Origin of the sequence: Cetobacterium sp. 2A (genome assembly GCF_014250685.1) — a bacterium.
Classification (GTDB): Bacteria; Fusobacteriota; Fusobacteriia; order Fusobacteriales; family Fusobacteriaceae; genus Cetobacterium.
In genome coordinates, this window is sequence record NZ_JACFAJ010000014.1 from 43268 (window position 1) to 67406 (window position 24139).

Sequence of the window (24139 nt, forward strand, 5' to 3'; positions counted from 1 at the left end):
TAAATGAAAAAATTAAAAGAAATTGCATTGTCTAAAGAGGGACTTCTATTTATAGTATTTATTTTGATGTTCACAATATTTTCTATAATATCTCCAAATAAATTTTTTACATATTTAAATTTAGAGTCTATGGCTTTCCAACTTCCAGAATTAGGAATTTTATCAATAGCTATGATGGTGGTTATACTGACTGGTGGAATAAATTTATCTGTTACATCAGCATGTGCACTATCTGGGATAGTTGGTGGATATTTTTTAGGAAATTTAAATTATTCCCCTGAATTAACAATCACTTTATCGATATTGATGGCATTACTAACAGGAGGAATATGTGGATACATAAATGGATTCTTTGTTTCTAAAATTGGGGTGACTCCTATGTTAGCTACATTAGGGACTATGACTTTATTCGAAGGTGTTGGTTTAAATTTTACAAAAGGTGGAGCACTAGGAAATTTTCCGTTAGAGTATATGGCATTAGGAAATGATGTATTTTTAAAAATTCCTATTCCCTTCATTATTTTTATACTAGTAGCTATCATTAGTACTTACTTTTTAGAAAAAACAAAATTTGGACTTGAAGTTTATATGACTGGAGACAATCAAAAAGCAACATATTATTCAGGAGTTAATACTAAAGCTATATTAAATTATATTTATATATTTTCTGGGATTCTATCAGCAATAGCTAGCATAATAATGATTTCAAGATATAATTCAGCAAAAGTAGATTATGGGGCATCTTACTTATTACTAACTATAACTGCCGCTGTTTTAGGAGGAACTAATATTACTGGTGGATATGGAAAAGTATTTGGTACAGTTACAGCAACAATGATTCTACAAATTTTAACTAGTGGCTTAACAATAATTGGCATTGATAGATTTTTAGTAGATTTCATACTAGGAATGGTGTTATTGTCAACAATATTAATTCAATATTTTATTTCTAATAGACAAGAAACTGATAAAACAAAAATAACTAAAAAGTCAACGGAGGGAAAAGTTATGAAAAAAAGTATTATTACAATGGTAATTGGAGCATTCTTATTTGGGGGGTTATCTAAAGGAGTAATAGCGGCAGAAAAGAAAATAAGAATTGTTGTAATGCCTAAATTAATGGGAATTCCATATTTTAACGCTGCACAAAAAGGCGCAGAAATGGCAGGGAAGGATTTAGGAATTGAAGTTTCATATGTTGGACCAACAACTGCTGATGCAGCTCTTCAAGTAAAAATGTTAGAAGATATATTAGTTCAAGGAGTAGATGCAATAGCTGTGGCACCAAATGATCCATCTGCATTAACTCCAGTATTAATGAAAGCTAAAAAGATGGGTGTAAAGGTCCTAGATTGGGATACAGCAGCAGATCCAAGAATTGTAGATGCTTCGATTAAACAAATAGATGATAAAGAGTATGCAATTGCACTATGGGATTCTCTAGTTAAAGTTATGGGAAAAGAAGATGGAAATTATGCAATTGTAACAGGAGGACTATCTGCAGCTAATTTAAATACTTGGATTGATTTAGGATTAGAATACTCTAAAAAAAGATATCCTAATTTAAAATTAGTAACTGATAAAGTTCCAAGTGATGAGATGCAACAATTGGCTTACCAAAAGTCTTTAGAGCTAATGACAGCATATCCTAATTTAGATGGAATAATAGGAGTAGGAACAATCTCGCCTATTGGAGCAGCACAAGCAGTAAAAGAAAAAGGAATGCAAGATAAAGTTGCTGTAGTTGGAGTAGCACTTCCGATGGACTCAAAACCATACTTAAATGATGGAGCTTTAAAAGAAGCAATTTTATGGGATCCTGTAAAACTTGGATATTTAACTGTATTTGCAGCAAATGAATTAGTAAATGGAAGAAAATTAACTAATGATCAAGATATCCCTAAAGTTGGAAAAATAAAAAGTGAAGGAAAAAATGTAATAATGGGAAAACCAACAACTTTTACAAAGGAAAATGTTGAAAACTATGATTTCTAATAAAATTAAATTACAAAATTTTCAATTGGAAAATGAAATTTTAAAAAATAAATTTATGGAATTAAAAGGCAAAATAAATTCAAAAGAGTCTTTGAAACTATCTTGGAGTAATTGGGGATTTGGAATTGAAAACCTTGAAGATTCAATCAAAAGATTAAAAAATAATAATTTAGATTATATAGAATTACATGGAAATAAATATAGTCCAGATTTAGGATACTCTTCTATAGAGGTAAACAAACTTTTAAAAAATTATGATATGAAAGTAAGTGGTGTATGTGGAATGTTCTCGAAAGAAAATGATCTTTCGAGTAACAATCCTATTCATCGTCAAAGAGCGATAGATTATATAAAAAGACAAGTTGAATTTACCGCAGAAGTTGGTGGAGAGTATCTTTTAGTTGTTCCTGCCGCTGTAGGAAGACCTGTAGCATATGATGATTGCGAAATTGAAAGAAGTATTGATAGTTTAAGCAGAGTGGCAGATATATTTGTAGAGTATAAGATAAAGGGAGCTGTTGAACCAATAAGAGCGGCTGAAACATCAATTATACACACAGTGGCTGAAGCTAGAGAATATATAGAAAGATTAAATCATCCAGGAATCCAACATATAAATGGAGATATCTATCATATGCAAAGTGGTGAAACTCATATTGGAAAAGCTATACTGAGTTCTGGCAAAAGTTTAGTAAATCTTCATATGGCAGATAGTAATAGATGTGCTCTTGGGGAAGGGTCAATGGATTTAGATTCGATAATAATGGCTCTTTATATTTTAGGATATAATGAAGGGAATAAGTATGTAACTCCTGAGCCATTAGGTCCCGGGGCTGATCCTTATCCTGCAATGAATGGAAAAAATAATCCAAAAGATTTGGATTTACTTGTAAAAAGTAGTATTGATTATTTTAGATTTAGAGAAAAAGAGGTTTTAAGCCTATTAAAATGAGATGGAGTGGGGAAAATTGGATAAAGAAAATTATGTAATAGGTGTGGATTATGGAAGTGATTCTTGTAGAGCAGTATTAATTAATGCAAGTAATGGAAATGAAGTTGCAAACTCAATTTTCGAATATCCTCGTTGGAAAAATAAACTATATTGTGATGCAAAAAAAAATAAATTTAGACAACATCCCTTAGATTACATTGAAGGATTAAAATTTGTGGTAAGAAATTGTTTAAAGGATATTTCAGAAGATAAAATAGAAAAGATTAAAGGCATTTCAATTGATACAACTGGGTCAACTCCGATTGCTGTGAATGAGGCAGGAATACCTCTAGCATTGACAGAAGAATTTAAAGAGAATCCAAATGCAATGTTTATTTTATGGAAAGACCATACTTCAATAAAAGAAGCTCAAGAGATAACCAAATTATCAAAAAATTGGGGAGGAAAAGACTTTACAAAATATTCTGGCGGAGTATATTCAGCGGAATGGTTTTGGGCAAAAATTTTACATACTATAAGAGAAGATGAAAAGGTAAAAGAAGCTGCTTATTCTTGGGTTGAACACTGTGATTGGATGCCAGCTCTTTTAACAGGAGTAAATAAGTCGGAGAATATCAAGAGGGGAAGATGTTCTGCAGGACATAAAGCTATGTGGAATGAAGAATTTGATGGATTACCATCTGAAGAATTTTTAAATCAACTGGATCCGTATTTGGGAGCATTAAGATCTAGATTATACACTGAAACATTTACTTCTGATAAATCAGCGGGAAATTTATCAGAATACTGGGCAAAAGAACTAGGATTATCTACAGATATAACTGTTAGTATTGGAGCCTTTGACGCCCATATGGGAGCTGTTGGAGGTCAGATTAAACCTTATTCTTTTGTTAAAGTTATGGGGACATCAACATGTGATATTTTAATGGTTCCAGAAACGGATATTATGGATAGAGTAGTTGATGGGATATGTGGCCAAGTAAATGGATCAGTTATAGATGGAATGATAGGAATGGAAGCTGGACAATCTGGATTTGGAGATATATATGCATGGTTTAAAGATATTATCTCTTGGCCATTAAATCTACTAAATGAAGTAGACGGTATAGATATTGAAATAAAAAATAAAATAAAAAATCAAATTCTTTTTGAACTTGAAAAAGAAGCACAAAAGTTAAAACCTGGGAGTAATGAACTGATTTCATTGGATTGGATGAATGGAAGAAGAACTCCTTTTGCAAACCAAGAGTTAAAAGGAGCTATAACTGGAATAAATCTTGGAGATACAGCACCTAGTCTATATAGATCTTTAGTTGAATCAACAGCTTTTGGAGCTAAGGCAATAGTTGACCAATTCAAAGTGAAGGGAATTAGAATAGACGAAATAATAGCTATAGGTGGAGTTGCAAAAAAATCTCCTTTAATAATGCAAATTTTAGCAGATACATTAGATATGCCAATAAAAGTTTCTGAATCGAGTCAGACAGTTGCACTAGGAGCGGCAATATTTGCATCTGTTAGTTCTGGAATATATAAGGATGTTCAAACGGCTCAAAAGATAATTGGTAGTAAGTTTGAGAAAGAATATCTGCCTATAGAAGAAAATGTTCTAATTTATAAATCTCTTTATGAAAAATATTCTGAACTTGGAAATTTTATAGAAAATAAATCTCTTAGAAAGAGAGGGTGATGATGTTAGAGGAATTAAAAAAGGAAGTTTTAGAAGCTAATTTAGAATTGAATAATAGAAAATTAGTAACATATACTTGGGGAAATGTTAGTGGAATAGATAGAGAGCTTGGATTAGTGGTAATTAAAGCAAGTGGAATTAGATACGAAGATATGACACTAGAACATATGGTTGTTGTTGATTTAGATGGAAATATTTTAGAAGGAAAATATAATCCATCTTCAGATACACCAACTCATCTTGAGATATATAAAAAATATTTAAATTTAGGTGGAATAGTACATACACATTCTACGTATGCTACGGGATGGGCACAGGCATGTAGAGATATTCCTGTATTTGGAACAACTCATGCAGATTATTTTTATGGTTCTGTTCCTTGTACAAGAGTTTTATCAGAAGATGAAATAGAGGGAAATTATGAGAAAGAAACTGGAAAAGTTATAATTGAGACATTAATAACTAGAGAAATAAATCCATTAGAGGTTCCAGGGATTACTGTAGCCAGTCATGGTCCATTTACCTGGGGAGAGAGTCCTAAAAAAGCTGTACACAATGCTGTTGTACTAGAAGAAATTGCTAAAATGGCATATTTAACAAATTCAATTAATCCAAATATAAGACAAGTTTCTAAAGCTTTAGAAAATAAACATTATTCTAGAAAACATGGTAAAGACTCATATTATGGTCAAAAAAATGAGGTAGAGAGCTGATTTTAAGTCAGCTCTCTATAATATTCTTGCACGTTGAATGATTTAGAATTTTTCTTTTTAGGAACTTTTGTATAGGTTCCATCAGGATTTTGGATAGATAATTTAACATTGTCTTTTAAACAGTTATTTATTATACTTTGAATTTTTTTCTGATCATCTTTATTTTCAATAGGAAACATAAGTTCAACTCTTTCACTAAGATTTCTTGTCATCCAATCGGCACTTCCAAGATAATATTCATGTTTTCCATTATTTTCAAAAAAAATAATTCTATCATGTTCTAAAAATCTTCCCACAATACTATAAACTTTAATATTTTCACTTAAATTTTTAATGCCTGATTTCAAGCAGCAAGCGCCCCTAATGAGCAAAATAATTTCAACTCCTGCTTTGGAAGCGTCGTATAATTTTTCAATTATTTTTTTGTCAGTCAATCCGTTTGCCTTAACAAATATTTTGGCCTTTTTTTTCAATTTTGCATTTTTAATTTCTCTATCAATTAAAAAATATAGTTCATTTCTTAAATATTGTGGAGCAACTAATAATTTTTTCCAATTATCTATTTTTGAAAAGCCTGTAAGTTTATTGAAAAGATTGGAAATATCTATTCCAATTTCTTGATCAGAAGTAAAAAAGGAAGTATCTACATAGAGTTTTGCAGTTGAGTCATTATAATTTCCAGTTCCAAGATGTACATACCTTTTTATACCCTCGTCTTCTTTTCTAATTACAAGCAAAGCCTTACAATGAGTTTTAAGGCCACTTAGCCCATAAATAACGTGGCAACCTGATTTCTCGAGCTCTCGGGCCCATTTTACATTGTTTGCTTCATCAAATCGAGCTTTAAGCTCAACAACAACGCTTACCTGCTTACCGTTATTTGCAGCTTGAATTAGAGCTTTAATAACAGAGGAATTTCCACTTACTCTATAAAGAGTTTGTTTAATTGCTAAGACTTTTGGGTCATTTGCTGCTGCATTTATAAAATTTATTATATACTCAAAAGAATCAAAAGGATGTCTTAGTATAAGATTTTGATTTTTTAAGATGCTAAATACTTCATCATCCTTAAAATCGGGATTAAACTTTGGAATATTCGGTGGAAATTTTAGGTTATCTGAAGAATTAATATTTGAAATTTTCCAAAGAAAATTAAGATTTAAAGGACCGTCTATTTCATAGAAATCAATATTATTACTTTCCAATTTTTCAGATAAAAATTCTAAATAATGTTTTGGAGTTTCTTTGGTATATTCAATTCTAACTGTTTCACCCCAACGTCTTGCTCTTATTTCTTTTTCAACTTCCATAAGCAGATCTTCTGAGATATTTTCATCTTCGATGGTAGTATCTTCATTTCTTGTAATTCTAAAAAGCCCATAACTAAGTATTTCATAACCATAAAAAATATTTAATAAATTATGTTTTATTATATCTTCTAAAAGTATAAAGTGGAGTTCTTCACCTGGAAGTTTTACTATTCTGTCTATGACACTTGGGATTTCTAGAAATGAAAAGTTTATTCCATTTCTTTCTTTAACATTAACAACAAGGTGAAGTTGACCTGCATTAAGATTTGGAAAAGGTCTATAGGCATCAACAGCCATAGGTGTCAATATCGGAAAAATAATATCTCTAAAATAATTATCAATATAAACTTTTTCTTTATCCGTAAGAGTGTCAAATTTTTTTATATGGATATTTACTTCATCTTTTAAAGATTCAGACAATACAGAATAATATTCATATTGAGTTTTAACCAATGAGGATACTTCTTTTTTAATTTCATCTAAATGTTTTTGTGGGAGTAAACCAGAGATATCAAGATTATTAATATTTTGATCTGCTTGTACCTTTAAAGAGGCAACTCTAACCTTAAAAAATTCATCTAGATTTGAAGAGAGTATAGCTAAGAATTTAATTTTTTCTAATAGAGGGTTTGTATTATCTTGAGCCTGTTTTAAAACTCTATAGCAAAATTTTAACCAGCTCAATTCACGACTAAAAAAATCACTAGATGTGTATTTATTCTCCATGATATCTCCTCTTAATTTTTAGTTCTATATCAAGATTAAAAACATTTTTAAATAAATCTAAATTTTTATTTATTGAAAATTTTTCTAATAAAAAATTTTCTGTAGATTCAGCTTCTAATACTAAAGAATTATTTTTCAGTGTGGCTTTAAAATTTTTAAATTTTTGTTTTTTACTTTCATCTAAAGAACGAGCTAATTTAAGGATTGCTCCTAATTTAACAAAGGGAATAATTTCATTTTCAGGAATTTCAAATTTATCAGAATTTTCTAAAATTGAATTTGTTTTACTTATACTAACTAAAAAAATAATTTTTCTGAGCTGTTTTTCTGTTAAACCAAAAATGAATGAGTTCTCTATTATATAATTAGAATGTCTATTATGATTACTGAATCCAATGTATTTTCCAACATCTTGAAGATAAGAAGCTAGGATAAGATATTTCTTATATTCTGTACCGAGTTGATGCAAATCACTCAGAGAATCAAAAATGGTTTCACTAGATTCTAGAACAAATGCGACATGATTTTTATTAAAATTATATTTGTTACCAAAATCATCTAAAAGATCCAATGTCATTTTCCACATTTTTTCTCTTAGAACTTTTTTTTCATCTTTATAGAAGTTCTCATAAGCTATAATATTTTTGCTGTCGTAACTTAAATACTTTAAAATTTTTATATCAAAAAAATCTCTTATAATTTCAAGAATAGAGAATTTTGTAAAAATATGAATAGCCTCTTGGTTTGTAATATTATATTTTTTTGTAATATCTTTAAATGATTTTTTTTTAAGATTATTTAAGATGTTTTTTAAGTCATCTGTTTGAAGATTTTTAATACCCTTACTTTCTAAAATAGTTGTAAGATATTTATCCTCGTCACCTATTATAGAAAGATTTAGTATCTTTTTTCTACCTATTTGTGTTTTTAGAGAAAGCAAATAGGTTTTAAGTTGATCTTCTATAAAATCAAACATTTCATCATTAGAGAGTTTTTCATTCTCTACTATCTGAAAAATATCGGATGTTTCCAAGGATTCATCTAGTAAAAGTTTATTTTTTGAAAAAAGATAGAAATCTATACTTTCTTTTTCTAAGCTTAGTAGAAGAGTATTGCTAGCTGATGTTAACATAGATTTTTCAAATTGAATAAATTTTTTTAAAATTAATCTTTTCCTTTCAAATGGAGTTGGAATAGATATCTTAAAATTAGTTTTAATAAATATGTAGTCTAAAATTATATTTAAATTTTTAATTTTATTAAAGAAATTCTTGGCAGTAACAATAGTGTTTGTTACATCATAATCTTTCAGTATATTTTTCATTTTTAAAATTATTTTACAAAGTTTATCGATTTCACCCATAGAAATTGAGTTGTTTGATTCATCTTCAGGAGATAGATTTATTTCTTCCGAAATATATTCCAAAACATTAAACATATCTTTGTTTTCTGTTTTTTCGTATATAACGAGCTCAATATCAGTATTTGAAATCTCAATTATTCCTAATAAGGCAACCATAGAAAAAATCCCTCCATTTAGTTTTTATCTAACCTCTAATGTTTTACCAAAAATATCTTTAAATTTTTTATCTGAAAGATACATATCCATAATTTTAGGATTTATTATAGATTTTTTATTTATATTTATATGAATTTTTTTATTATCTGAAAATATATCGAAATCCGAGCTATTTAAATTTAAAAACTTGTTTAAAATATCTGATATTTTTAAAATTTTTGAAACTGCAGCAAGGTTTTTAATTTGATCTTTAGTTAAAAGTTTAGAATATTGAGATAAAATATTTTTTTTTCGAGCCATTTCTCCAGCTAATAGTGCTGAATAAATTATTTCCCAATGCTCCATACCTTTTATTCCTGAATTTAATATTGTATAAAAAGAATGAGAGTTTTGATTATAATAATTTATTTTTATTCCAATATTATCTAAATAACATATAAGTTTTGTTATTTTAGTATTTACAGAATCTACATTTTCAAATGGAGTTAAGGCATTCATGATTTTTATAAAATTATGATATGTGTTATCTCTATCTGCAATATTAACATCATAATATTCCAAAATATTAGAAAGGCTATCATCAAAGACATTTGTAATTTTTCTTCCATATTCATTTAATTTTGTAAATAGAAAACCTTCCCTTACACCATTACCACTTATAATTATATTTTTTAGTTTTGAAAAATCTAAAATTTCACTAATAGCAACAGTTGCTCCACTAAAAAGATCGGCTCTAGATTTTGAGAGACCTTGAAGGTTACATTTTTGTTTATAATCCAAGTCTTTAATATTTTTTAATACTTCAAGAACATCCCCACTTGTCATTTTATAATTATGAAGAATTTGTAGGGGATATTTTGTCATATTTAGATGGACATTTGCAACACTTCTTACAACTCCACCAACTCCAATAAGAGGTAAACCTTCTATATTTTTTAACCATGGAATTTTATTAAGCTCATTTTTTACAAAATTTCTGATATTTTTTTCATCTTCCAATGAAAGACATTCTTTTATATTACCAATTTCACCAAAAGTAACAGAACCAAAATCTAGACTTATTTTATCAAAAGGTTTTCTATCCTTAAACCAAAGTAACTCAGTACTTGATCCACCCATATCCATGACTAACCCTTCACTTATATCTAAGCTATTTAGGGCACCTGTAAAAGAATAAAAAGCTTCTTCAACACCTGAAATAACTTTAATATCAATATTTAAATCGGCTTTTACTTTATCAAGTAGAATATCTGCATTTGAACCAATTCTTAAGGCCGCGGTTCCAAAGGCAACAATTTCATCAACTTTATATTTTGAACAAACTCCTTTAAATAGTTCAAGAGTTTCAAATGCCAATTGAATTTTTGTATCTTTAATTTCACCTGTTAAATGGATATCTTCTCCTAATCTAATAGTCTCTTTAATATCTTCTATTGGAAAAAAACCGTTAGATTTTGTTATATGAAAAATAACCAGTCTTACTGAATTAGAGCCAACGTCAATTATTGCAACTCTTTTCATTTACTTCACCTCAGTATTATTTTTTTAAGTGGTCTTCAATAGCTTCAATAACAGTTTTTAAAACAAATAATCTTGAATAATATTTATTATTTGAAGGGACTATAGTCCAAGGTGCACGGATATTATTTGTTCTAGCAATCATTTCCGAGACAGCAAGTTCATATTCATCCCATTTTTCTCTATTTCTCCAATCTTCATCTGTTATTTTCCATTGTTTATCTTGATTATTTTTTCTTTCTTCAAATCTTCTTAGTTGCTCATCTTTATCTATTTGTAGCCAAAATTTAATAACAACAGCATTGGAATTTACCCATTGTTCTTCCATTTCTCTAATTTCTTTATAAGAACGTTTCCATTCTAATTCTGTTGCAAAGTTTTCAACTCTTTCAACTAGAACTCTACCGTACCATGTTCTATCAAAAATAGCAAAATAACCAAATTTCGGGAAATAATGCCAAAATCTCCAAAGATAAGGTCTACTTTTTTCGAAGTCATTCGGTGAAGAAATTGGAATAACTGAATATCCACGAGGATCAAGTTTTTCAACAAGACGTTTTATATTTCCCCCTTTTCCAGCTGCATCCCAACCTTCATAAGCAATAATAACAGGAATTTTTTTCTTAAAAACTTCAAATTGCAAATCATGTAATCTTTTCTGATATTTCTTTAGTGTTTCTTTATATTCTTTTGGTTTTATATTTTGTTTTAAATCAACAGTACTTAAATCAAACGATTGTATAGTTGGTAAAACTATTGGAATTTGAGAAGTTTTTACTTCTAGACGATTTTCTAGTTCTTGAGAAATAAGTTTTAAAACTTCAAGTTTAGCAAAATTTAAATCCTCAGCACATATAATATGCCAACCAACAATTCCATTATCACTGATTTGAATTATTTTTTCCCATTTATCCATAATTTCATCATAGTGCTTATTTTTTCTAAGTGCAATTCGTCTAGACTTTTTGGAACTAAGTGGATTTTTTTCAAATCTTTTCAATCTTTTAGATTGTTCATTTTTTGAGGTATATAAAAAGAATTTTAAAACAACCATTCCAGAGTCTTGTAAAAATTCTTCTATATTATTTATATCTATACAACTTCTATTATAATCTTTTTCACGCCAAAGAGTTGAGAAATACCAACTTCTATAAAATATAGAAATTTCTCCAGTTTTTGGAAGATGCTCCCAAAATTTCCAAAACATTGGTCTTTCAGTAAGATTTTTTCTATCGTCTGGATTATTATAAAGGTTATATCCTCTAGGATCTAAAGAAAGAAGGAGCTCATTTATAATAAGTCCTTTACCAGTTCCCTGCATTCCTTCAAATATTATTAAGATAGGAACTTTTAATTCTTTAGCTTTCCTTTGAAGTTCTCCAACTTTTAACATTAGTTCGTCTTTTTGAGTTTTATAATCTACTTTTGATATTTTCTTAATCTTCTCTACTGTAAACATTTAAACCTCCCTAAAAAATGTTTATTTAGTGTTATTCAAATGTATAAGTCACAATCCTTTTAAAAAAAAAGGAGCCTAAAAGATATAACAAATATCTTAAAAGCTCCATAATATATTAAATTATTTATTTCCTAATTCTGCAGAAAGTTTTTTGCCAACAGCTAACATTTTAGGAACCAGTTTTGATAAAATTTGATTTAATTTTTCTTTAGTTGCCATAATCGAAATGGTTCCAATAAATTCATTATTAATCTTGAATATGGGTACTGAAATACAATGAATTCCAATTTCTACTTCTGCTTGTTCCAAAGAATATCCTTGTTTTCTAATAACTTCAATCTCTTCTATTAAAGTTTTTTTATCAGTTATAGTTGTATTAGTATATTTATGTAAAAGATTTTTTTCAAAAATTTTATCAATATTTATTTCTTTAGAATATGCTAAAGCTAGTTTTCCAGAAGCTGAAGCATTTAGTGGGATTTTCTTTACCGAGGTACTGATGCTATAGTACATACTCAAAGAAGAAACTCTATCAATTAAATGTAAATGTAAACTTTTAAATAGAAAAATATTAACTGTTACATTAAATTCATTAGATAAGCTTTCAAGATATTTTCTTCCTATATTTTTTAATAAAACATCTTCATCAACTAAAAAACTTTTTTCAATAAATGCGGCTCCTAAAGAGTAGTCACTAGAAATTTTGTTTTGTTGTAAAAATGAATTCTTAATTAGTGTCGATATAATACCATGAACGGTACTTTTACTTAATTCTAATTTATTGCTTATATCTTTTAAAGATAATTCGTGTTCATCTTCTGTAAAACAATTTATTATATCGATAGCTCTTTGAACTGATTGAATAGTTTTTCCTTCCATAATCTTCACCTATTTTAAATGATTTTTAATAATAGGATAACATATTTCTTTCTTTTATGAAATTTTTTTATTGACTTTGAGAGAAAATAGCGATATATTATTTTAAAGTTCTACAATGATGAATGCCGTTCGACAATACAGAAAAATAAAATTAACATAAATTTAGGAGGATTATACCAATGAAAAATATGCTAGAAATTTTTGGAACTCAATGTTTTACAGAAGCAGAGTTAAAAAACAGAGTTCCTAATTCAATATTTAAGGAGTTTAAAGCAGTTCAAAATGGAGATAAAGAACTTTCTTTAGAGATTGCAGATGTAATTGCAAATGCCGTAAAAAACTGGGCAATTGAAAATGGTGCCACTCACTTTACTCATTGGTTCCAACCCCTTACAGAACTTACAGCCGAAAAACATGATTCTTTTCTTTCTATAAATTCGGATGGAAATGTTTTTTCACAGTTTTCAGGAAAAGAGATTATTAAAGGTGAAGCAGACACATCATCATTTCCAAATGGTGGTATAAGGTCAACATTTGAAGCTAGAGGATATACAGCTTGGGATTTAAAATCTCCTATGTTTTTAAGAGGTGAAGGAATTTCTAAAACTCTTTATATTCCAACAGCTTTTATTGGATATAATGGAGAAGCTTTAGATAAAAAAGTTCCGCTTTTAAAATCAATAGACTTTGTAACGGAGCAAGCTTTAAAACTAAAAAAAATATTAGGTGATAAAGAAAGTAAGAATATAATTAATACTTTAGGAATAGAGCAAGAATATTTCTTGGTTGAAAAAAAATTCTGGGAAAAGCGTCAAGACTTAATGTTATCAGGAAGAACTATATTTGGTTCTCTTCCTCCAAAAGGTCAAGAGTTAAATGATCATTATTATGGAACGATAAAAGAAAGAGTAGAATCATTTATGGCAGAGTTAGATGCTGAGCTTTGGAAAATTGGAATAATGGCTAAAACAAAACATAATGAGGTTGCACCAAATCAATTTGAAATAGCATTGATATTTTCTACTGCAAATGTGGCAGTTGATCAAAATCAATTAGCAATGGATATAATAAAAAAAGTAGCTGATAGACGTCAATTAGCAGCCTTATTACATGAAAAGCCATTTCAAGGTGTCAATGGATCAGGAAAACATTGTAACTGGTCACTATCAACTGATACAGGAGAAAATCTTTTAGAGCCATCAACATTAACTGAAGAGAATTTAAGTTTCTTGGTATTTATGATGGCTATTCTTGAAGCTGTAGATAGATACTCATCAATTTTAAGAGTATCTACAGCAACACCAGGAAATGATCATAGACTTGGTGGGCACGAAGCACCACCTGCAATAATTTCAGTATATATCGGAAATGAACTTGAGCAAGTATTTGAAAATATCGGAAAAATATCTGTTGAAAATCCTAATACTTCAGTACTAGAAGTTGGAATTCATAATTTTCCTAAAATACCTAAAGATGTTTCAGATAGAAATAGAACTTCACCATTTGCCTTCACTGGGAATAAATTTGAATTTAGAATGCCAGGATCAAGTGCATCTGCATCAACTCCAGTTTTTATAATGAATACTATGATAGGAACAGTTTTAAAAGAATATGCTGAAATATTTCAAAATGTTTCACCAGATAAAATGAAGAAACAAATTGTTAAATTAATAAAAGATAGATATCAAAAACATAAAAGAATCATATTTTCTGGAAATGGATACGACGATTCTTGGGTAAAGGAAGCTAAAAAAAGAGGGCTTTTAAATTTAAAGAATACTGTTGAATCTCTTCCTGTATATATGGAAGAAGAAACAATAAAATTATTTGAAGAAAGTGGTGTTCTTTCGAAAGCTGAACTTGAAGCAAGATATATAGTTTACTGTGAGAGATTTATAAAACAGATAAATATTGAGGCCGGAACAGCCATAAGAATGGGAAGAAATGAAATTTATCCAGCAGTTATGAATCATATAACAAAAATATCTCAAGCTATAAAATTAGTTGAGGATGTATTAAAAAACGAAGAGTTTGTTAGTTCAGATAAAGCTCATTTGATAAGACTTCTTTCTTCAAAAGATAGAATGAAAACTATATTATCTCAAATTGACTCTCAACTTGTTGTATGTAATAAAATAGCAGAGGTTTATGAAAAAGTAAAACATCTTCAAGAAAATGTTGTTCCACTTATGTCAGATTTAAAGATACATGTTGATTTATTAGAGCATCAAACAGAAAAGTCTCTTTGGCCAATTCCAACATATGAGGATTTATTGTTTAAATTATAAGAGTAAAGCTCCTGAAGTTATATCTTTCAGGAGCTTTTTTATTTTACAATTTTTTTAGAGTAAGAGCTAGAGCACCAAGTAGACCGGCATTGTCACCAAGACCTGGATAAACTATATATTCATCAATATTTTTATAGATTTCTTTAGTTTGTACATAACCATTTAAAAGTTTCACAACCTCTTTTCTAATAAGAGGAAAAAGATGTTGTTGTTTCATAACTCCACCGCCAAGTATAATTTTTTCTGGAGATAAAGTTAAAATAAAATTAACAAGAGCTTGAGCAATGTAAAAAGCTTCTAATTCCCAAGCTTCATGGTTAGTAGGAAGAGTAAATGCTTTTACACCCCATCTTTTCTCAATAGAGGGTCCTGAAGCCATTCCTTCAAAGCAATCCTCGTGATATGGGCAACATCCCTTAAAATCGTCATTAGGATGTCTTCTAACGAGGATATGACCCATCTCTGGATGTAACATTCCATGGACAAGATTTCCCTCAACTAAAGCACCACCACCAATTCCAGTTCCGATAGTTAAATACAGACAATTTTTAAGTCCTTTTCCTTCACCCCATGTTGCTTCTCCAAGAGCTGCACCATTGACATCAGTATCAAAAACCATAGGGATATCAAAATGTTTTTTTAATTCGCCTACTAAATCATAATTTCCCCAACCAGGTTTTGGAGTTGAAGTAATATAACCATAAGTTGGTGATTTTGGATCTGGATCAATTGGACCAAAAGATCCAATTCCAATTGCTTTAATTCCTTTATGCTTGAAAAAATTTACTACATTTATCATAGTCTTTTCAGGAGTTTCAGTTGGAAAACTCACTCTTTCAAGAATATCACCCTTATCATTACCTACTCCACAAATGAACTTTGTTCCACCAGCTTCAATACCACCTATAAACATAAATCACCTCTTATATATTTTTTATTACATTCTTATTAGATTTTACAACTTTTTTAAAGTTTTTCAAGTTATTTGTTTTTTTTTAAAACATAAAGTATAATAAATTTATAAAATTGTAGGGAGGAAGTTATGAAAATTTTGGAAAAAATAAAAGGTAAATTAGTTGTTTCATGTCAAGCATTAGAAGATGAACCTTTACACAGTTCTTTTATTATGGGAAGAATGGCATTTGCAGCTGAAGTTGGAGGAGCGTTTGGAATAAGAGCCAATACAGTATCAGATATAAAAGAGATTAAAAATAATGTGAAATTACCAATAATTGGAATAATCAAAAAGAATTATGGAAAATGTCCTGTATTTATAACTCCGACAATGTTAGAAGTTGATGAGCTTGTAAATGAAGGAGTAGATATTATAGCAGTAGATGGAACTTTGAGAGAAAGACCTGATAAGGTTCCAACTATTAAATTTTTAAAAGATATAAAATTGAAATATCCAAATCAACTAATAATGGCAGATATTTCATCTGTAGAGGAGGCAATAGAAGCTGAAAAATCTGGTGTTGATTTAATAGGAACAACACTTGTAGGATATACAGATAATACACTTGGAAATGATCCTTTAATAGAGCTAGAAAAGGTATTAAAAGCAGTAAAAATTCCAGTTATAGCAGAAGGGAATATGGATACACCAGAAAAGGCAAAAAAATCTTTAGAAATGGGAGCTTTTTGTGTAGTAGTTGGAGGTGCAATTACAAGACCCCAATTAATAACTAAAAAATTTACAGATTATATTTCTTAAATAAATTAGAGAGGTGAATTCACCTCTCTAATTTATTTACATTATTTCAACATCAGAATTTACTTTATAAATTATATCTTTTCTTTCTATAAAAATTTCAACCTTATCTTTAAGAATAGGAGTTTCTTTTATTCTTGCTAGAAGCTCACTAGAGGGATTTATAGCTCTTGGGTGACCTACTAAGCTAAGCATACTGAAATCCCCATTGGTATCCCCATATGCATAGCTCTCATCTAAATTGATATCGTATTTCTCACAAAATTTTGCAATAGCTTTCATTTTGTTATGAGAATCCCACATAGGAGATATCTCTCCAGATAAAGCTCCATTCTCAGTATGATAAATAGAACCACAGAAATCATCTGCTCCCCATTTATGAGCCATTCTTGAAACTAAAAAGTCCGGACTTCCAGAAATAAATATAACTTTATGTCCTTGCTCTTTGTGCCATTTAATCATATCTCTAGTGTATCTGTAAACTCTATTACCTTTTAACTCCATAACTTGATCTGAAATAAATTCATTATATTTTAAAGATAAACCTTTTATAGCTTCAACATAAGTTTCTGTTAAACCTTGAAGGTATAAATCGTAATCTCCTGTTCTTTCATCCCATTGTTTAAATGTTGATTTTACTTTTGTTTCATATTCTCTAATATCTAGTAATTCATATTTTATTAATTTTTTAAAATGTTCTGTTAAAAGAGAATTTCTGTAAATTGTACCGTCAATGTCAAAAAAAGCTGCTTTCATAATTTGTTCCTCCTTAATATTTTACTTCTTCAGGTTTTATTATTCCTTTTTTCATATACTCTTCAAATTCTGGCATAACAAAATCATAGAAAAGTTTAGGTGTATAAAGTTTTATGGGTTCTGCTCTTTTTAAAACTTTATCGATAGAAACATTAAATTTTTTCCAAGTATGTCCGTCAGAAGTTAAATTTTGAATAAATCCTTGTAATCTATCACAAACAGTTGCAAATTTAGCTTCTGGAGTTTTCATATCTTCGAACTCCAACCATAAATTTAATAACTCCTCACTTTCTTTTACTGGAAGAATTCCAAAAACTTTTTTAGCACTTTCTAATTCTGCTTCAAACTTGTCATTTCTTATATCACCAAATGCCGGAGTATCACCTGCATATATCTCTATTATATCGTGAATTAGAATCATTTTCAAAACTTTTTCCATATTTACAGGTTCTAAAAAATATTCTTGTAAAGTTACAGCAGTCATTGCCATATGCCAGCTATGTTCTGCATCATTTTCTTCACGTTTTCCATTTACAACTAATGATTGTCTAAATATATCTTTTACTTTATCTATTTCATAAAGAAAATTGATTTGTTGTTGTAATTTATTTTCCATTTTTAGCTCCTTTTAAATTTTCTAAAAATTGTAACATATTTTTAAAGAATATGCTATTCTATACTGTATAGATAATTAATAAAAAGGGAGAAAAATTTATGATTAAAAAATTTGTATTACTGTTTTTTACTGTTTTCACATTGATTATTGCTGAAGGAAAAATAGTTTATTTGACGTTTGATGATGTTCCAAATAAAAATACTCCAAAGCTTTTGGAAATTTTAAAAAAAGAGCAGATTAAGGCGACATTCTTTCCTATTGGAAATTATATAAGAAAAGAAAGCGATAAAGATATAATTAGACAAATCAAAGACGATGGACATGCTTTAGGATTACATACTATGACGCATGATGCAAAAAAAATATATAATAAATCAAAACCAGAAACTTTAGTAAATGAATTAATACAGGAACAGGATTTAATAGAGTCGATAACTGGAGAAAGAGTTATTATTTTCCGTCCACCATTTGGAAGCTTTAAAAACATTACAAAAATTCAAGCAGATCAAATGGTTAATAAAGGAATAAAACTTTGGGACTGGAATGCAGGAAGTGGAGATTGGATGCATAAAAATGTTCCAGATATTATGAAAACTTTAAAACAAATGGGAACTGGGCCAAAAATGGTTGTTCTTCTGCATACTAAAGATATAACTGTGGAAGCACTTCCTGAAGTAATTAAATACTATAGAAGCAAGGGATATGAGTTTAGAGCTTGGTCATTAGACGAGCATTTTATGCTAAATTCTTTAAAAGATCCAAGATTATAAAATTTTAAAATAAACAAACCAATTAGGAGGATATATATAATGAAGAAATGGGAAGATATAAAAACTGCAGAGGAATTAATGAGAGCTAGATATCAAGCTTATGTGGATGCAGATATTGAATTTATAAAGGTTACACACGATCCTGAAACAATTCATGCAGTGTCATGGGAAGAGACAGAAAAATGGTCTAAAAATTCTGAATGGTTAGGATTAGAGATTATAAATATTGAAGATGGAACTGAAAATGATGAAGATGGATTAGTTGAGTTCAAGGCAACTTATATGGAGAACGGAAAAGAAGTAGTTCACCATGAGAAGAGTCTTTTTGTAAAAAAAGATGGGAAATGGTATTACAGACAATGGTTGCCTCTACAAGAAACAATAGTTAAAGAAAATAAAGTTGGAAGAAATGACTTATGTGTATGTGGAAGTGGAAAAAAATATAAAAAATGTTGTGGAAAAAAATAGTATTAAGATATTATAAATTTAGACTAGAAATAATCCCGATGTTATGATAAAATCTTTGGAAAGATATTTATACACAAAGGAGATTAATATGAGACTATCACAAAGAGTATTAGATTTAAAAACATCGCCAGTTAGAAAATTAGTCCCTTATGCTGAAGATGCTGTAAAAAATGGGAAAAAAATATATCATCTAAATATAGGGCAACCGGATGTAGAAACTCCTCAAGAGTTTTACGATGCTATTAATAATTTTGATGAAAAAACTCTAAAATATTCACATTCTGCGGGAAAAAAAGAATTAATTGAAGAAATATCTAAATATTATAAAAAATTAAATATAAATTATAATCCTGAAGATATACTTATAACAGTTGGAGGAAGTGAGGCAGTTTTATTCACACTTCTAGCACTTTTTGATGAAGGTGACGAAATATTAATTCCAGAACCTTACTATGCAAATTATAATAGTTTTTTTGATCTTCTAAGAGTTAAAGTAGTTCCTATCAGAACTTCAGGAGATAATGGATTCCATTTACCATCTAAGGAAGAAATTGAAAAATTAGTTACTACAAAAACGAAAGCTATCATGTTCTCTAATCCAGGAAATCCAACTGGAACAGTTTATAAAGAAGATGAACTTAATATATTAAATGAAGTTTCAAAAGAGAATAATTTATATATCATAAGTGATGAAGTATACAGAGAGTTTACTTACGGAGAAAATAAAGCTATTAGTTTTGGAGATTTTAAAGATGCGGAAGAAAGAGTAATAATAATTGATTCAATCTCTAAAAGATATTCTGCTTGTGGAGCAAGAATAGGATGTATAATAAGTAAGAATAAAGAGTTTATGAAATCAATTTATAAACTTTGTCAATCTAGATTATCAGCACCAACACTTGATATGGTTGGAGCAGAGGCTCTTTATAAACTTCCAGTTGAATATTTTGACTCTGTAAAAAATGAATATCAAAAAAGAAGAAATACTCTATTTAAAGAACTTTCTACAATGGAAGGTGTAAAAGCCAGCGAACCAGAAGGTGCTTTCTATACAGTTGTAAAACTTCCAGTTGAAGATGCAGAAGCTTTTTCAATTTGGTTATTAAAAGATTTCCAAATTAATATGGAAACAATTATGTTAACTCCGGCAGAAGGGTTCTATGCAACACCAGGTCTGGGAAAAGATGAAGTTAGAATTTCCTATGCTATTAAAGATGAAGAGTTAATTACATGTATGAAGATTATGAGAGAAGGATTAATCGAATATAAAAAATTAAAAAATAAATAAAAAATAGGGAAGTGGTAGAAAATTACCATTTCCCTATTTTTCAACTATTATACATTTTGTAGTAAAAATCTTTATTTTCTAAAAGCTCAGAATGCGTTCCTGATTCAACTATTTTTCCATCAACAACAACAAGTATTATATCGGCATTTTGAATAGTCAGTAATCTATGAGCTATAACAAAACTAGTTCGACCTTTAATAATAGTCTCCATAGCTTTTTGAAGTTTTTGCTCTGTACGTGTATCAACACCACTCGTAGCCTCATCTAATATAAGAAGCCTAGGATTAGTTACTATTGCTCTTGTTATTGTAATTAGTTGTTTTTGGCCCTGAGACAATAGATTATTTTCTTCACTGATACAAGTATCAAATCCTTGAGGTAAACTAATTATGAAATCATAGATTCCAACTATTTTGGACGCTAGGATAATTTGTTCATGAGTAATACTTTCATCACCATACTTAATATTTTCTTCAATAGTTCCAGTAAATAACCAAGAGTCCTGAAGTACCATTCCAAATAACTTTCTAAAATCTTTTCTAGAAAATGAAGTTATATTTTTTTTATCCAAAAGAATTTCACCTGAATCGATATCATAAAATCTCATAATTAAATTGACCAAAGTAGTTTTTCCAGCACCTGTTGGACCAACAATTGCAACCAGTGATCCAGGAGGGACAGTAAGATTAAAATCTTTAATAACAGGATGATTTTTAGAGTAACCAAAAGACACATTTTTAAATTCTAATTCTCCATTTATTTTATTTGGAATCTCTAAAGTTTTAGAATCTACTTCATCGGGAGTATCCATAATTGAAAAAAATCTTTCTGAACTAACTAAAACAGTTTGAATAACATTATAAAAATCAGAAATATTTGCTATAGGTCTATTAAACATTTTTGAATAGATTATAAAACTTGAAAGTGCGCCAATAGTTAGTTTTCCTTCTAAAATGAAAATGGCTCCTAAAAAAATAATTAAAGAGTAAGAGATATTTCCTATAAAATTTAGTGTTGGATAGTTAAAACCACCTAAAAAATATGCTTTTATAGCATTAGTTTTATATATAGAATTCAACGAATTAAATTCATCGATAGCTTTTTTTTCATATGAAAAAGCTTTAACCTCAATTTGACCAAGAAGTATTTCTTCAACATACCCGTTTAATTTTCCTAAGTATGATTGTTGTATTCTCATTTTTTCTTTACTTTTTTTCATATTATTTTTAATAAAAAATCCAGCTAATGTAATTAAAAATAATTGTACTACTGTAAGAAGTGGATTAAGAAAAAACATCATAGATAATGCTATTATAACTGTTAATAAACTTGCAAAAATCTGAGTTCCAACTTGAGAAATAGAGCTACTTATATTATCAATATCATTGATTAAAATACTCATAATATTTCCATGGGAATTATTATCAAAAAAATTTAATGAAAATTTATGCAATTTTTGAAAGCTATCTTTTCTCATTTCATATACAATATTTTGAGAAATTTGATTCATTGTGATGTTTTGTATCCAGCTTAAAATAGCTGAACTTATATAACAAAAAGTTAGAAAAAATATAATTATTTGTAAAGTATTAAAATCTTTTGAATTCATATTAATTTTTAAGGCATTAATAGCTAATCCAATTAAATAAGGAGCCAAAAGAGATAGAAGATTAGCTAAGATTGCAGTTAAAATAATATAGAATAATTTTAATTTGTGTTTAAATAGATATGGAGCTAATTTTTTTAAAATATCATCTTTCAATCTCATCACCACCATTTTCAATTCCTTGCGATTTGCAGATTTCAATATATATAGGACAGGTAGTCAATAAAAAAGAATGGGTTCCAAACCCAACAATCTCTCCATTATCCATTACTATGATTTTATCTGAATTCATAACAGAAATAATTCTTTGTGAGATTATTATAATAGTGTTATTTTTAAGTTTTTCATTTAACATTTTTTTTAATTTTGACTCTGTTATAAAATCTAAAGCACTAAAACTATCATCAAATATATATAGTTTACTATTTTTAAGTATGGTTCTAGCTATTGAAAGTCTTTGCTTTTGACCACCAGAAAAATTATTTCCACTTTTTGAAATTATTGTTTGATAAGCATTTGGTAGTTTTTCAACAAATTCAGTCCCTTGAGCTATACGAATACTTTCTTTAATTTCTTCTATTGTGGCATCAGGATTTACCCATCTCATATTTTCTTCTATAGATTGTGAGAAGAGGAAGCTTTTTTGAGAAACTATCCCGATTTCATTTCTTAATATTTCTAAAGGATAATTTTTTATATTTTTTCCATCAAAAAAAATTTCTCCGGAAGTAGCATCATAAAATCTTAAAATTAAATTTATAAGTGTCGTTTTTCCAGAACCTGTTGAGCCAACAATTGCAATTTTTTCTTTTTTCTTTATAGAAAAGTTTATATTTTTTAAAGTTAAAGGGAGATGATCGTTATAAGTAAAGTTTACATTTTTAAATTCTAATATATAATCAGTTTCAGAGTTTAAATTTGAACTTTTTATATATGTTTCGGAATCTTGTTTTAGAATTTCATTTATTCTTTTGGAAGAAATAATAGTTTTACTCGACATCGAAAATAAAAATGATAATGTATTAACAGAAAAAAGAAGCATTCCGAGATAATTTATAATTGCTAAGATTTCACCAGGTTTAACCGATCCTAAATTAACTTCCTTAATTCCAGAAAAAAGAATAAAAACTATCCCTAAATTTATTAAAAGTCCTATAAAAGGTGTTTTTGAATCCATAGTATTATCAGCTTTAACTATTTTTTCTGATAGTTTTTTATTTTTTACTTCAAATCTATCTTCTTCTATCAATTCTTTTGATAAGGCTTTAATTACTCTTATTCCTAAAAAATTCTCTCTTAAAATTAATGTTAAATTATCTAATTTTTTTTGAATAGAAGAATATAAAGGAACTGATTTTTTCATATAATAATAAGTTGTCCATATTGTTATTGGAACAATAAACAATAGAATTAATGCCAATTTTGGACTAATCATAAATGAAAAAATAACTGAACCCACACCAGTAACTAAACCTCTTAATACCATTCTCATTGACATCATAGTCATCATAACGACTTGAGTAACATCTTTTGATACTCTAGTTAATAAAGATGACTGATTAAAATTATTAAGTTGATCAATACTTAATGTTTGAATTTTAGAGAAAAGTCGATTTCTCAAATCCTCTCCAAATTGTTGGGAAGATGAAACTGAAAAGAAATTACAAGCTATAGAACTTGCATAACCAATAGTTGAAATTATTATCATTAATGTTCCTTGCTTTATTATATAGTTTAAATCTCCAGACATTACTCCTTTATCTATTATTCCAGCCATAACTAAAGGTAGAATTAAATCTATAATTGCTTCAACAGATTTAAAACTTATTGCTAATACTATTTTATTAGTATATTTTTTTAAACTTTGTAGCATAA

Annotated in this window: 19 protein-coding genes; 9 read left to right on the forward strand and 10 right to left on the reverse strand. The window is 28.5% G+C overall.

Going from position 1 to position 24139, the window contains the following annotated elements:
- Positions 1–3: 3 nt before the first annotated feature.
- Genes H3N56_RS12685 through H3N56_RS12700 form a run of 4 tightly spaced genes read left to right on the forward strand, consistent with a single transcriptional unit; the run spans position 4 to position 5350 of the window.
- Positions 4–1995: a substrate-binding domain-containing protein gene (locus tag H3N56_RS12685; protein ID WP_185881545.1), complete on the forward strand. Its 1992-nt coding sequence runs from the start codon at positions 4–6 to the stop codon at positions 1993–1995.
- A complete protein-coding gene (locus tag H3N56_RS12690) occupies positions 1985–2947 on the forward strand; it encodes a sugar phosphate isomerase/epimerase (RefSeq protein ID WP_185881546.1) in 963 nt (320 codons plus the stop codon). The genes H3N56_RS12685 and H3N56_RS12690 overlap by 11 nt, the downstream gene beginning before the upstream one ends.
- Before the next feature lie 16 nt (positions 2948–2963).
- Positions 2964–4637, forward strand: a complete 1674-nt coding sequence (locus tag H3N56_RS12695; protein WP_185881547.1) for a ribulokinase — start codon at positions 2964–2966, stop codon at positions 4635–4637.
- Between the two features lie 2 nt (positions 4638–4639).
- Positions 4640–5350 (forward strand): L-ribulose-5-phosphate 4-epimerase, encoded by a 711-nt coding sequence (locus H3N56_RS12700; protein WP_185881548.1) that lies wholly within the window; start codon positions 4640–4642, stop codon positions 5348–5350.
- A 2-nt stretch (positions 5351–5352) separates the two neighbouring features.
- Here H3N56_RS12700 and ppk1 read toward each other — a convergent pair whose 3' ends face one another.
- The 5 genes from ppk1 to H3N56_RS12725 form a co-directional block, all read right to left on the reverse strand.
- Positions 5353–7386: a polyphosphate kinase 1 gene (gene ppk1, locus H3N56_RS12705; protein WP_185881549.1), complete on the reverse strand. Its 2034-nt coding sequence runs from the start codon at positions 7384–7386 to the stop codon at positions 5353–5355.
- Entirely contained in the window at positions 7376–8905 is a 1530-nt protein-coding gene (locus tag H3N56_RS12710) for a hypothetical protein (protein ID WP_185881550.1), read from the reverse strand. The genes ppk1 and H3N56_RS12710 overlap by 11 nt, the downstream gene beginning before the upstream one ends.
- Positions 8906–8929: 24 nt before the next feature.
- On the reverse strand, positions 8930–10426 hold the full coding sequence (locus H3N56_RS12715) for a Ppx/GppA phosphatase family protein (protein WP_185881551.1): 1497 nt from the start codon (positions 10424–10426) through the stop codon (positions 8930–8932).
- 16 nt (positions 10427–10442) lie between these two features.
- Positions 10443–11882: a polyphosphate:AMP phosphotransferase gene (gene pap, locus H3N56_RS12720; protein ID WP_185881552.1), complete on the reverse strand. Its 1440-nt coding sequence runs from the start codon at positions 11880–11882 to the stop codon at positions 10443–10445.
- 120 nt (positions 11883–12002) lie between these two features.
- Positions 12003–12761, reverse strand: a complete 759-nt coding sequence (locus tag H3N56_RS12725; protein ID WP_185881553.1) for an IclR family transcriptional regulator — start codon at positions 12759–12761, stop codon at positions 12003–12005.
- Between the two features lie 179 nt (positions 12762–12940).
- Between H3N56_RS12725 and H3N56_RS12730 the strand changes: the two genes are divergently transcribed.
- Positions 12941–15049: a glutamine synthetase III gene (locus H3N56_RS12730; protein ID WP_185881554.1), complete on the forward strand. Its 2109-nt coding sequence runs from the start codon at positions 12941–12943 to the stop codon at positions 15047–15049.
- Between the two features lie 43 nt (positions 15050–15092).
- Here the strand turns inward: H3N56_RS12730 and H3N56_RS12735 are convergent, their stop codons facing one another.
- Positions 15093–15962, reverse strand: a complete 870-nt coding sequence (locus H3N56_RS12735) for an ROK family protein (protein WP_185881555.1) — start codon at positions 15960–15962, stop codon at positions 15093–15095.
- Between the two features lie 129 nt (positions 15963–16091).
- Here H3N56_RS12735 and H3N56_RS12740 point away from each other — a divergent pair, with 129 nt between their 5' ends.
- Positions 16092–16763, forward strand: coding sequence for an N-acetylmannosamine-6-phosphate 2-epimerase (locus H3N56_RS12740; protein WP_185881556.1), 672 nt, complete (start codon positions 16092–16094; stop codon positions 16761–16763).
- 36 nt (positions 16764–16799) lie between these two features.
- Here H3N56_RS12740 and H3N56_RS12745 read toward each other — a convergent pair whose 3' ends face one another.
- Complete coding sequence (locus H3N56_RS12745) at positions 16800–17516, reverse strand: HAD family phosphatase (RefSeq protein ID WP_185881557.1); 717 nt, start codon at positions 17514–17516, stop codon at positions 16800–16802.
- Positions 17517–17529: 13 nt separating this feature from the next.
- Positions 17530–18132: an HD family hydrolase gene (locus H3N56_RS12750; RefSeq protein WP_185881558.1), complete on the reverse strand. Its 603-nt coding sequence runs from the start codon at positions 18130–18132 to the stop codon at positions 17530–17532.
- Between the two features lie 98 nt (positions 18133–18230).
- Between H3N56_RS12750 and H3N56_RS12755 the strand changes: the two genes are divergently transcribed.
- The 3 genes from H3N56_RS12755 (at position 18231) to H3N56_RS12765 (ending at position 20658) form a co-directional block, all read left to right on the forward strand.
- Positions 18231–18902, forward strand: a complete 672-nt coding sequence (locus H3N56_RS12755) for a polysaccharide deacetylase family protein (protein WP_185881559.1) — start codon at positions 18231–18233, stop codon at positions 18900–18902.
- Between the two features lie 39 nt (positions 18903–18941).
- Entirely contained in the window at positions 18942–19370 is a 429-nt protein-coding gene (locus tag H3N56_RS12760; protein ID WP_185881560.1) for a YchJ family protein, read from the forward strand.
- A gap of 88 nt (positions 19371–19458) precedes the next feature.
- Positions 19459–20658, forward strand: coding sequence for a pyridoxal phosphate-dependent aminotransferase (locus H3N56_RS12765; RefSeq protein ID WP_185881561.1), 1200 nt, complete (start codon positions 19459–19461; stop codon positions 20656–20658).
- Positions 20659–20698: 40 nt separating this feature from the next.
- Here H3N56_RS12765 and H3N56_RS12770 read toward each other — a convergent pair whose 3' ends face one another.
- Both H3N56_RS12770 and H3N56_RS12775 read right to left on the reverse strand, forming a co-directional pair.
- Positions 20699–22426: an ABC transporter ATP-binding protein gene (locus tag H3N56_RS12770; protein WP_255492206.1), complete on the reverse strand. Its 1728-nt coding sequence runs from the start codon at positions 22424–22426 to the stop codon at positions 20699–20701.
- Positions 22410–24137: an ABC transporter ATP-binding protein gene (locus H3N56_RS12775; protein ID WP_185881563.1), complete on the reverse strand. Its 1728-nt coding sequence runs from the start codon at positions 24135–24137 to the stop codon at positions 22410–22412. Before H3N56_RS12775 ends, H3N56_RS12770 begins: the two co-directional genes overlap by 17 nt.
- Positions 24138–24139: the final 2 nt, after the last annotated feature.

Excerpts from the sequence above, each read along its gene's own strand:
- H3N56_RS12685 (WP_185881545.1), top strand. The coding sequence starts at position 4 with ATGAAAAAATTAAAAGAAATTGCATTGTCTAAAGAGGGACTTCTATTT.
- H3N56_RS12690 (WP_185881546.1), top strand. The coding sequence starts at position 1,985 with ATGATTTCTAATAAAATTAAATTACAAAATTTTCAATTGGAAAATGAA.
- H3N56_RS12700 (WP_185881548.1), top strand. The coding sequence starts at position 4,640 with ATGTTAGAGGAATTAAAAAAGGAAGTTTTAGAAGCTAATTTAGAATTG.
- ppk1 (WP_185881549.1), bottom strand. The coding sequence starts at position 7,386 with ATGGAGAATAAATACACATCTAGTGATTTTTTTAGTCGTGAATTGAGC.
- H3N56_RS12710 (WP_185881550.1), bottom strand. The coding sequence starts at position 8,905 with ATGGTTGCCTTATTAGGAATAATTGAGATTTCAAATACTGATATTGAG.
- H3N56_RS12715 (WP_185881551.1), bottom strand. The coding sequence starts at position 10,426 with ATGAAAAGAGTTGCAATAATTGACGTTGGCTCTAATTCAGTAAGACTG.
- pap (WP_185881552.1), bottom strand. The coding sequence starts at position 11,882 with ATGTTTACAGTAGAGAAGATTAAGAAAATATCAAAAGTAGATTATAAA.
- H3N56_RS12725 (WP_185881553.1), bottom strand. The coding sequence starts at position 12,761 with ATGGAAGGAAAAACTATTCAATCAGTTCAAAGAGCTATCGATATAATA.
- H3N56_RS12730 (WP_185881554.1), top strand. The coding sequence starts at position 12,941 with ATGAAAAATATGCTAGAAATTTTTGGAACTCAATGTTTTACAGAAGCA.
- H3N56_RS12735 (WP_185881555.1), bottom strand. The coding sequence starts at position 15,962 with ATGTTTATAGGTGGTATTGAAGCTGGTGGAACAAAGTTCATTTGTGGA.
- H3N56_RS12740 (WP_185881556.1), top strand. The coding sequence starts at position 16,092 with ATGAAAATTTTGGAAAAAATAAAAGGTAAATTAGTTGTTTCATGTCAA.
- H3N56_RS12745 (WP_185881557.1), bottom strand. The coding sequence starts at position 17,516 with ATGAAAGCAGCTTTTTTTGACATTGACGGTACAATTTACAGAAATTCT.
- H3N56_RS12750 (WP_185881558.1), bottom strand. The coding sequence starts at position 18,132 with ATGGAAAATAAATTACAACAACAAATCAATTTTCTTTATGAAATAGAT.
- H3N56_RS12755 (WP_185881559.1), top strand. The coding sequence starts at position 18,231 with ATGATTAAAAAATTTGTATTACTGTTTTTTACTGTTTTCACATTGATT.
- H3N56_RS12760 (WP_185881560.1), top strand. The coding sequence starts at position 18,942 with ATGAAGAAATGGGAAGATATAAAAACTGCAGAGGAATTAATGAGAGCT.
- H3N56_RS12765 (WP_185881561.1), top strand. The coding sequence starts at position 19,459 with ATGAGACTATCACAAAGAGTATTAGATTTAAAAACATCGCCAGTTAGA.
- H3N56_RS12770 (WP_255492206.1), bottom strand. The coding sequence starts at position 22,426 with ATGAGATTGAAAGATGATATTTTAAAAAAATTAGCTCCATATCTATTT.
- H3N56_RS12775 (WP_185881563.1), bottom strand. The coding sequence starts at position 24,137 with ATGCTACAAAGTTTAAAAAAATATACTAATAAAATAGTATTAGCAATA.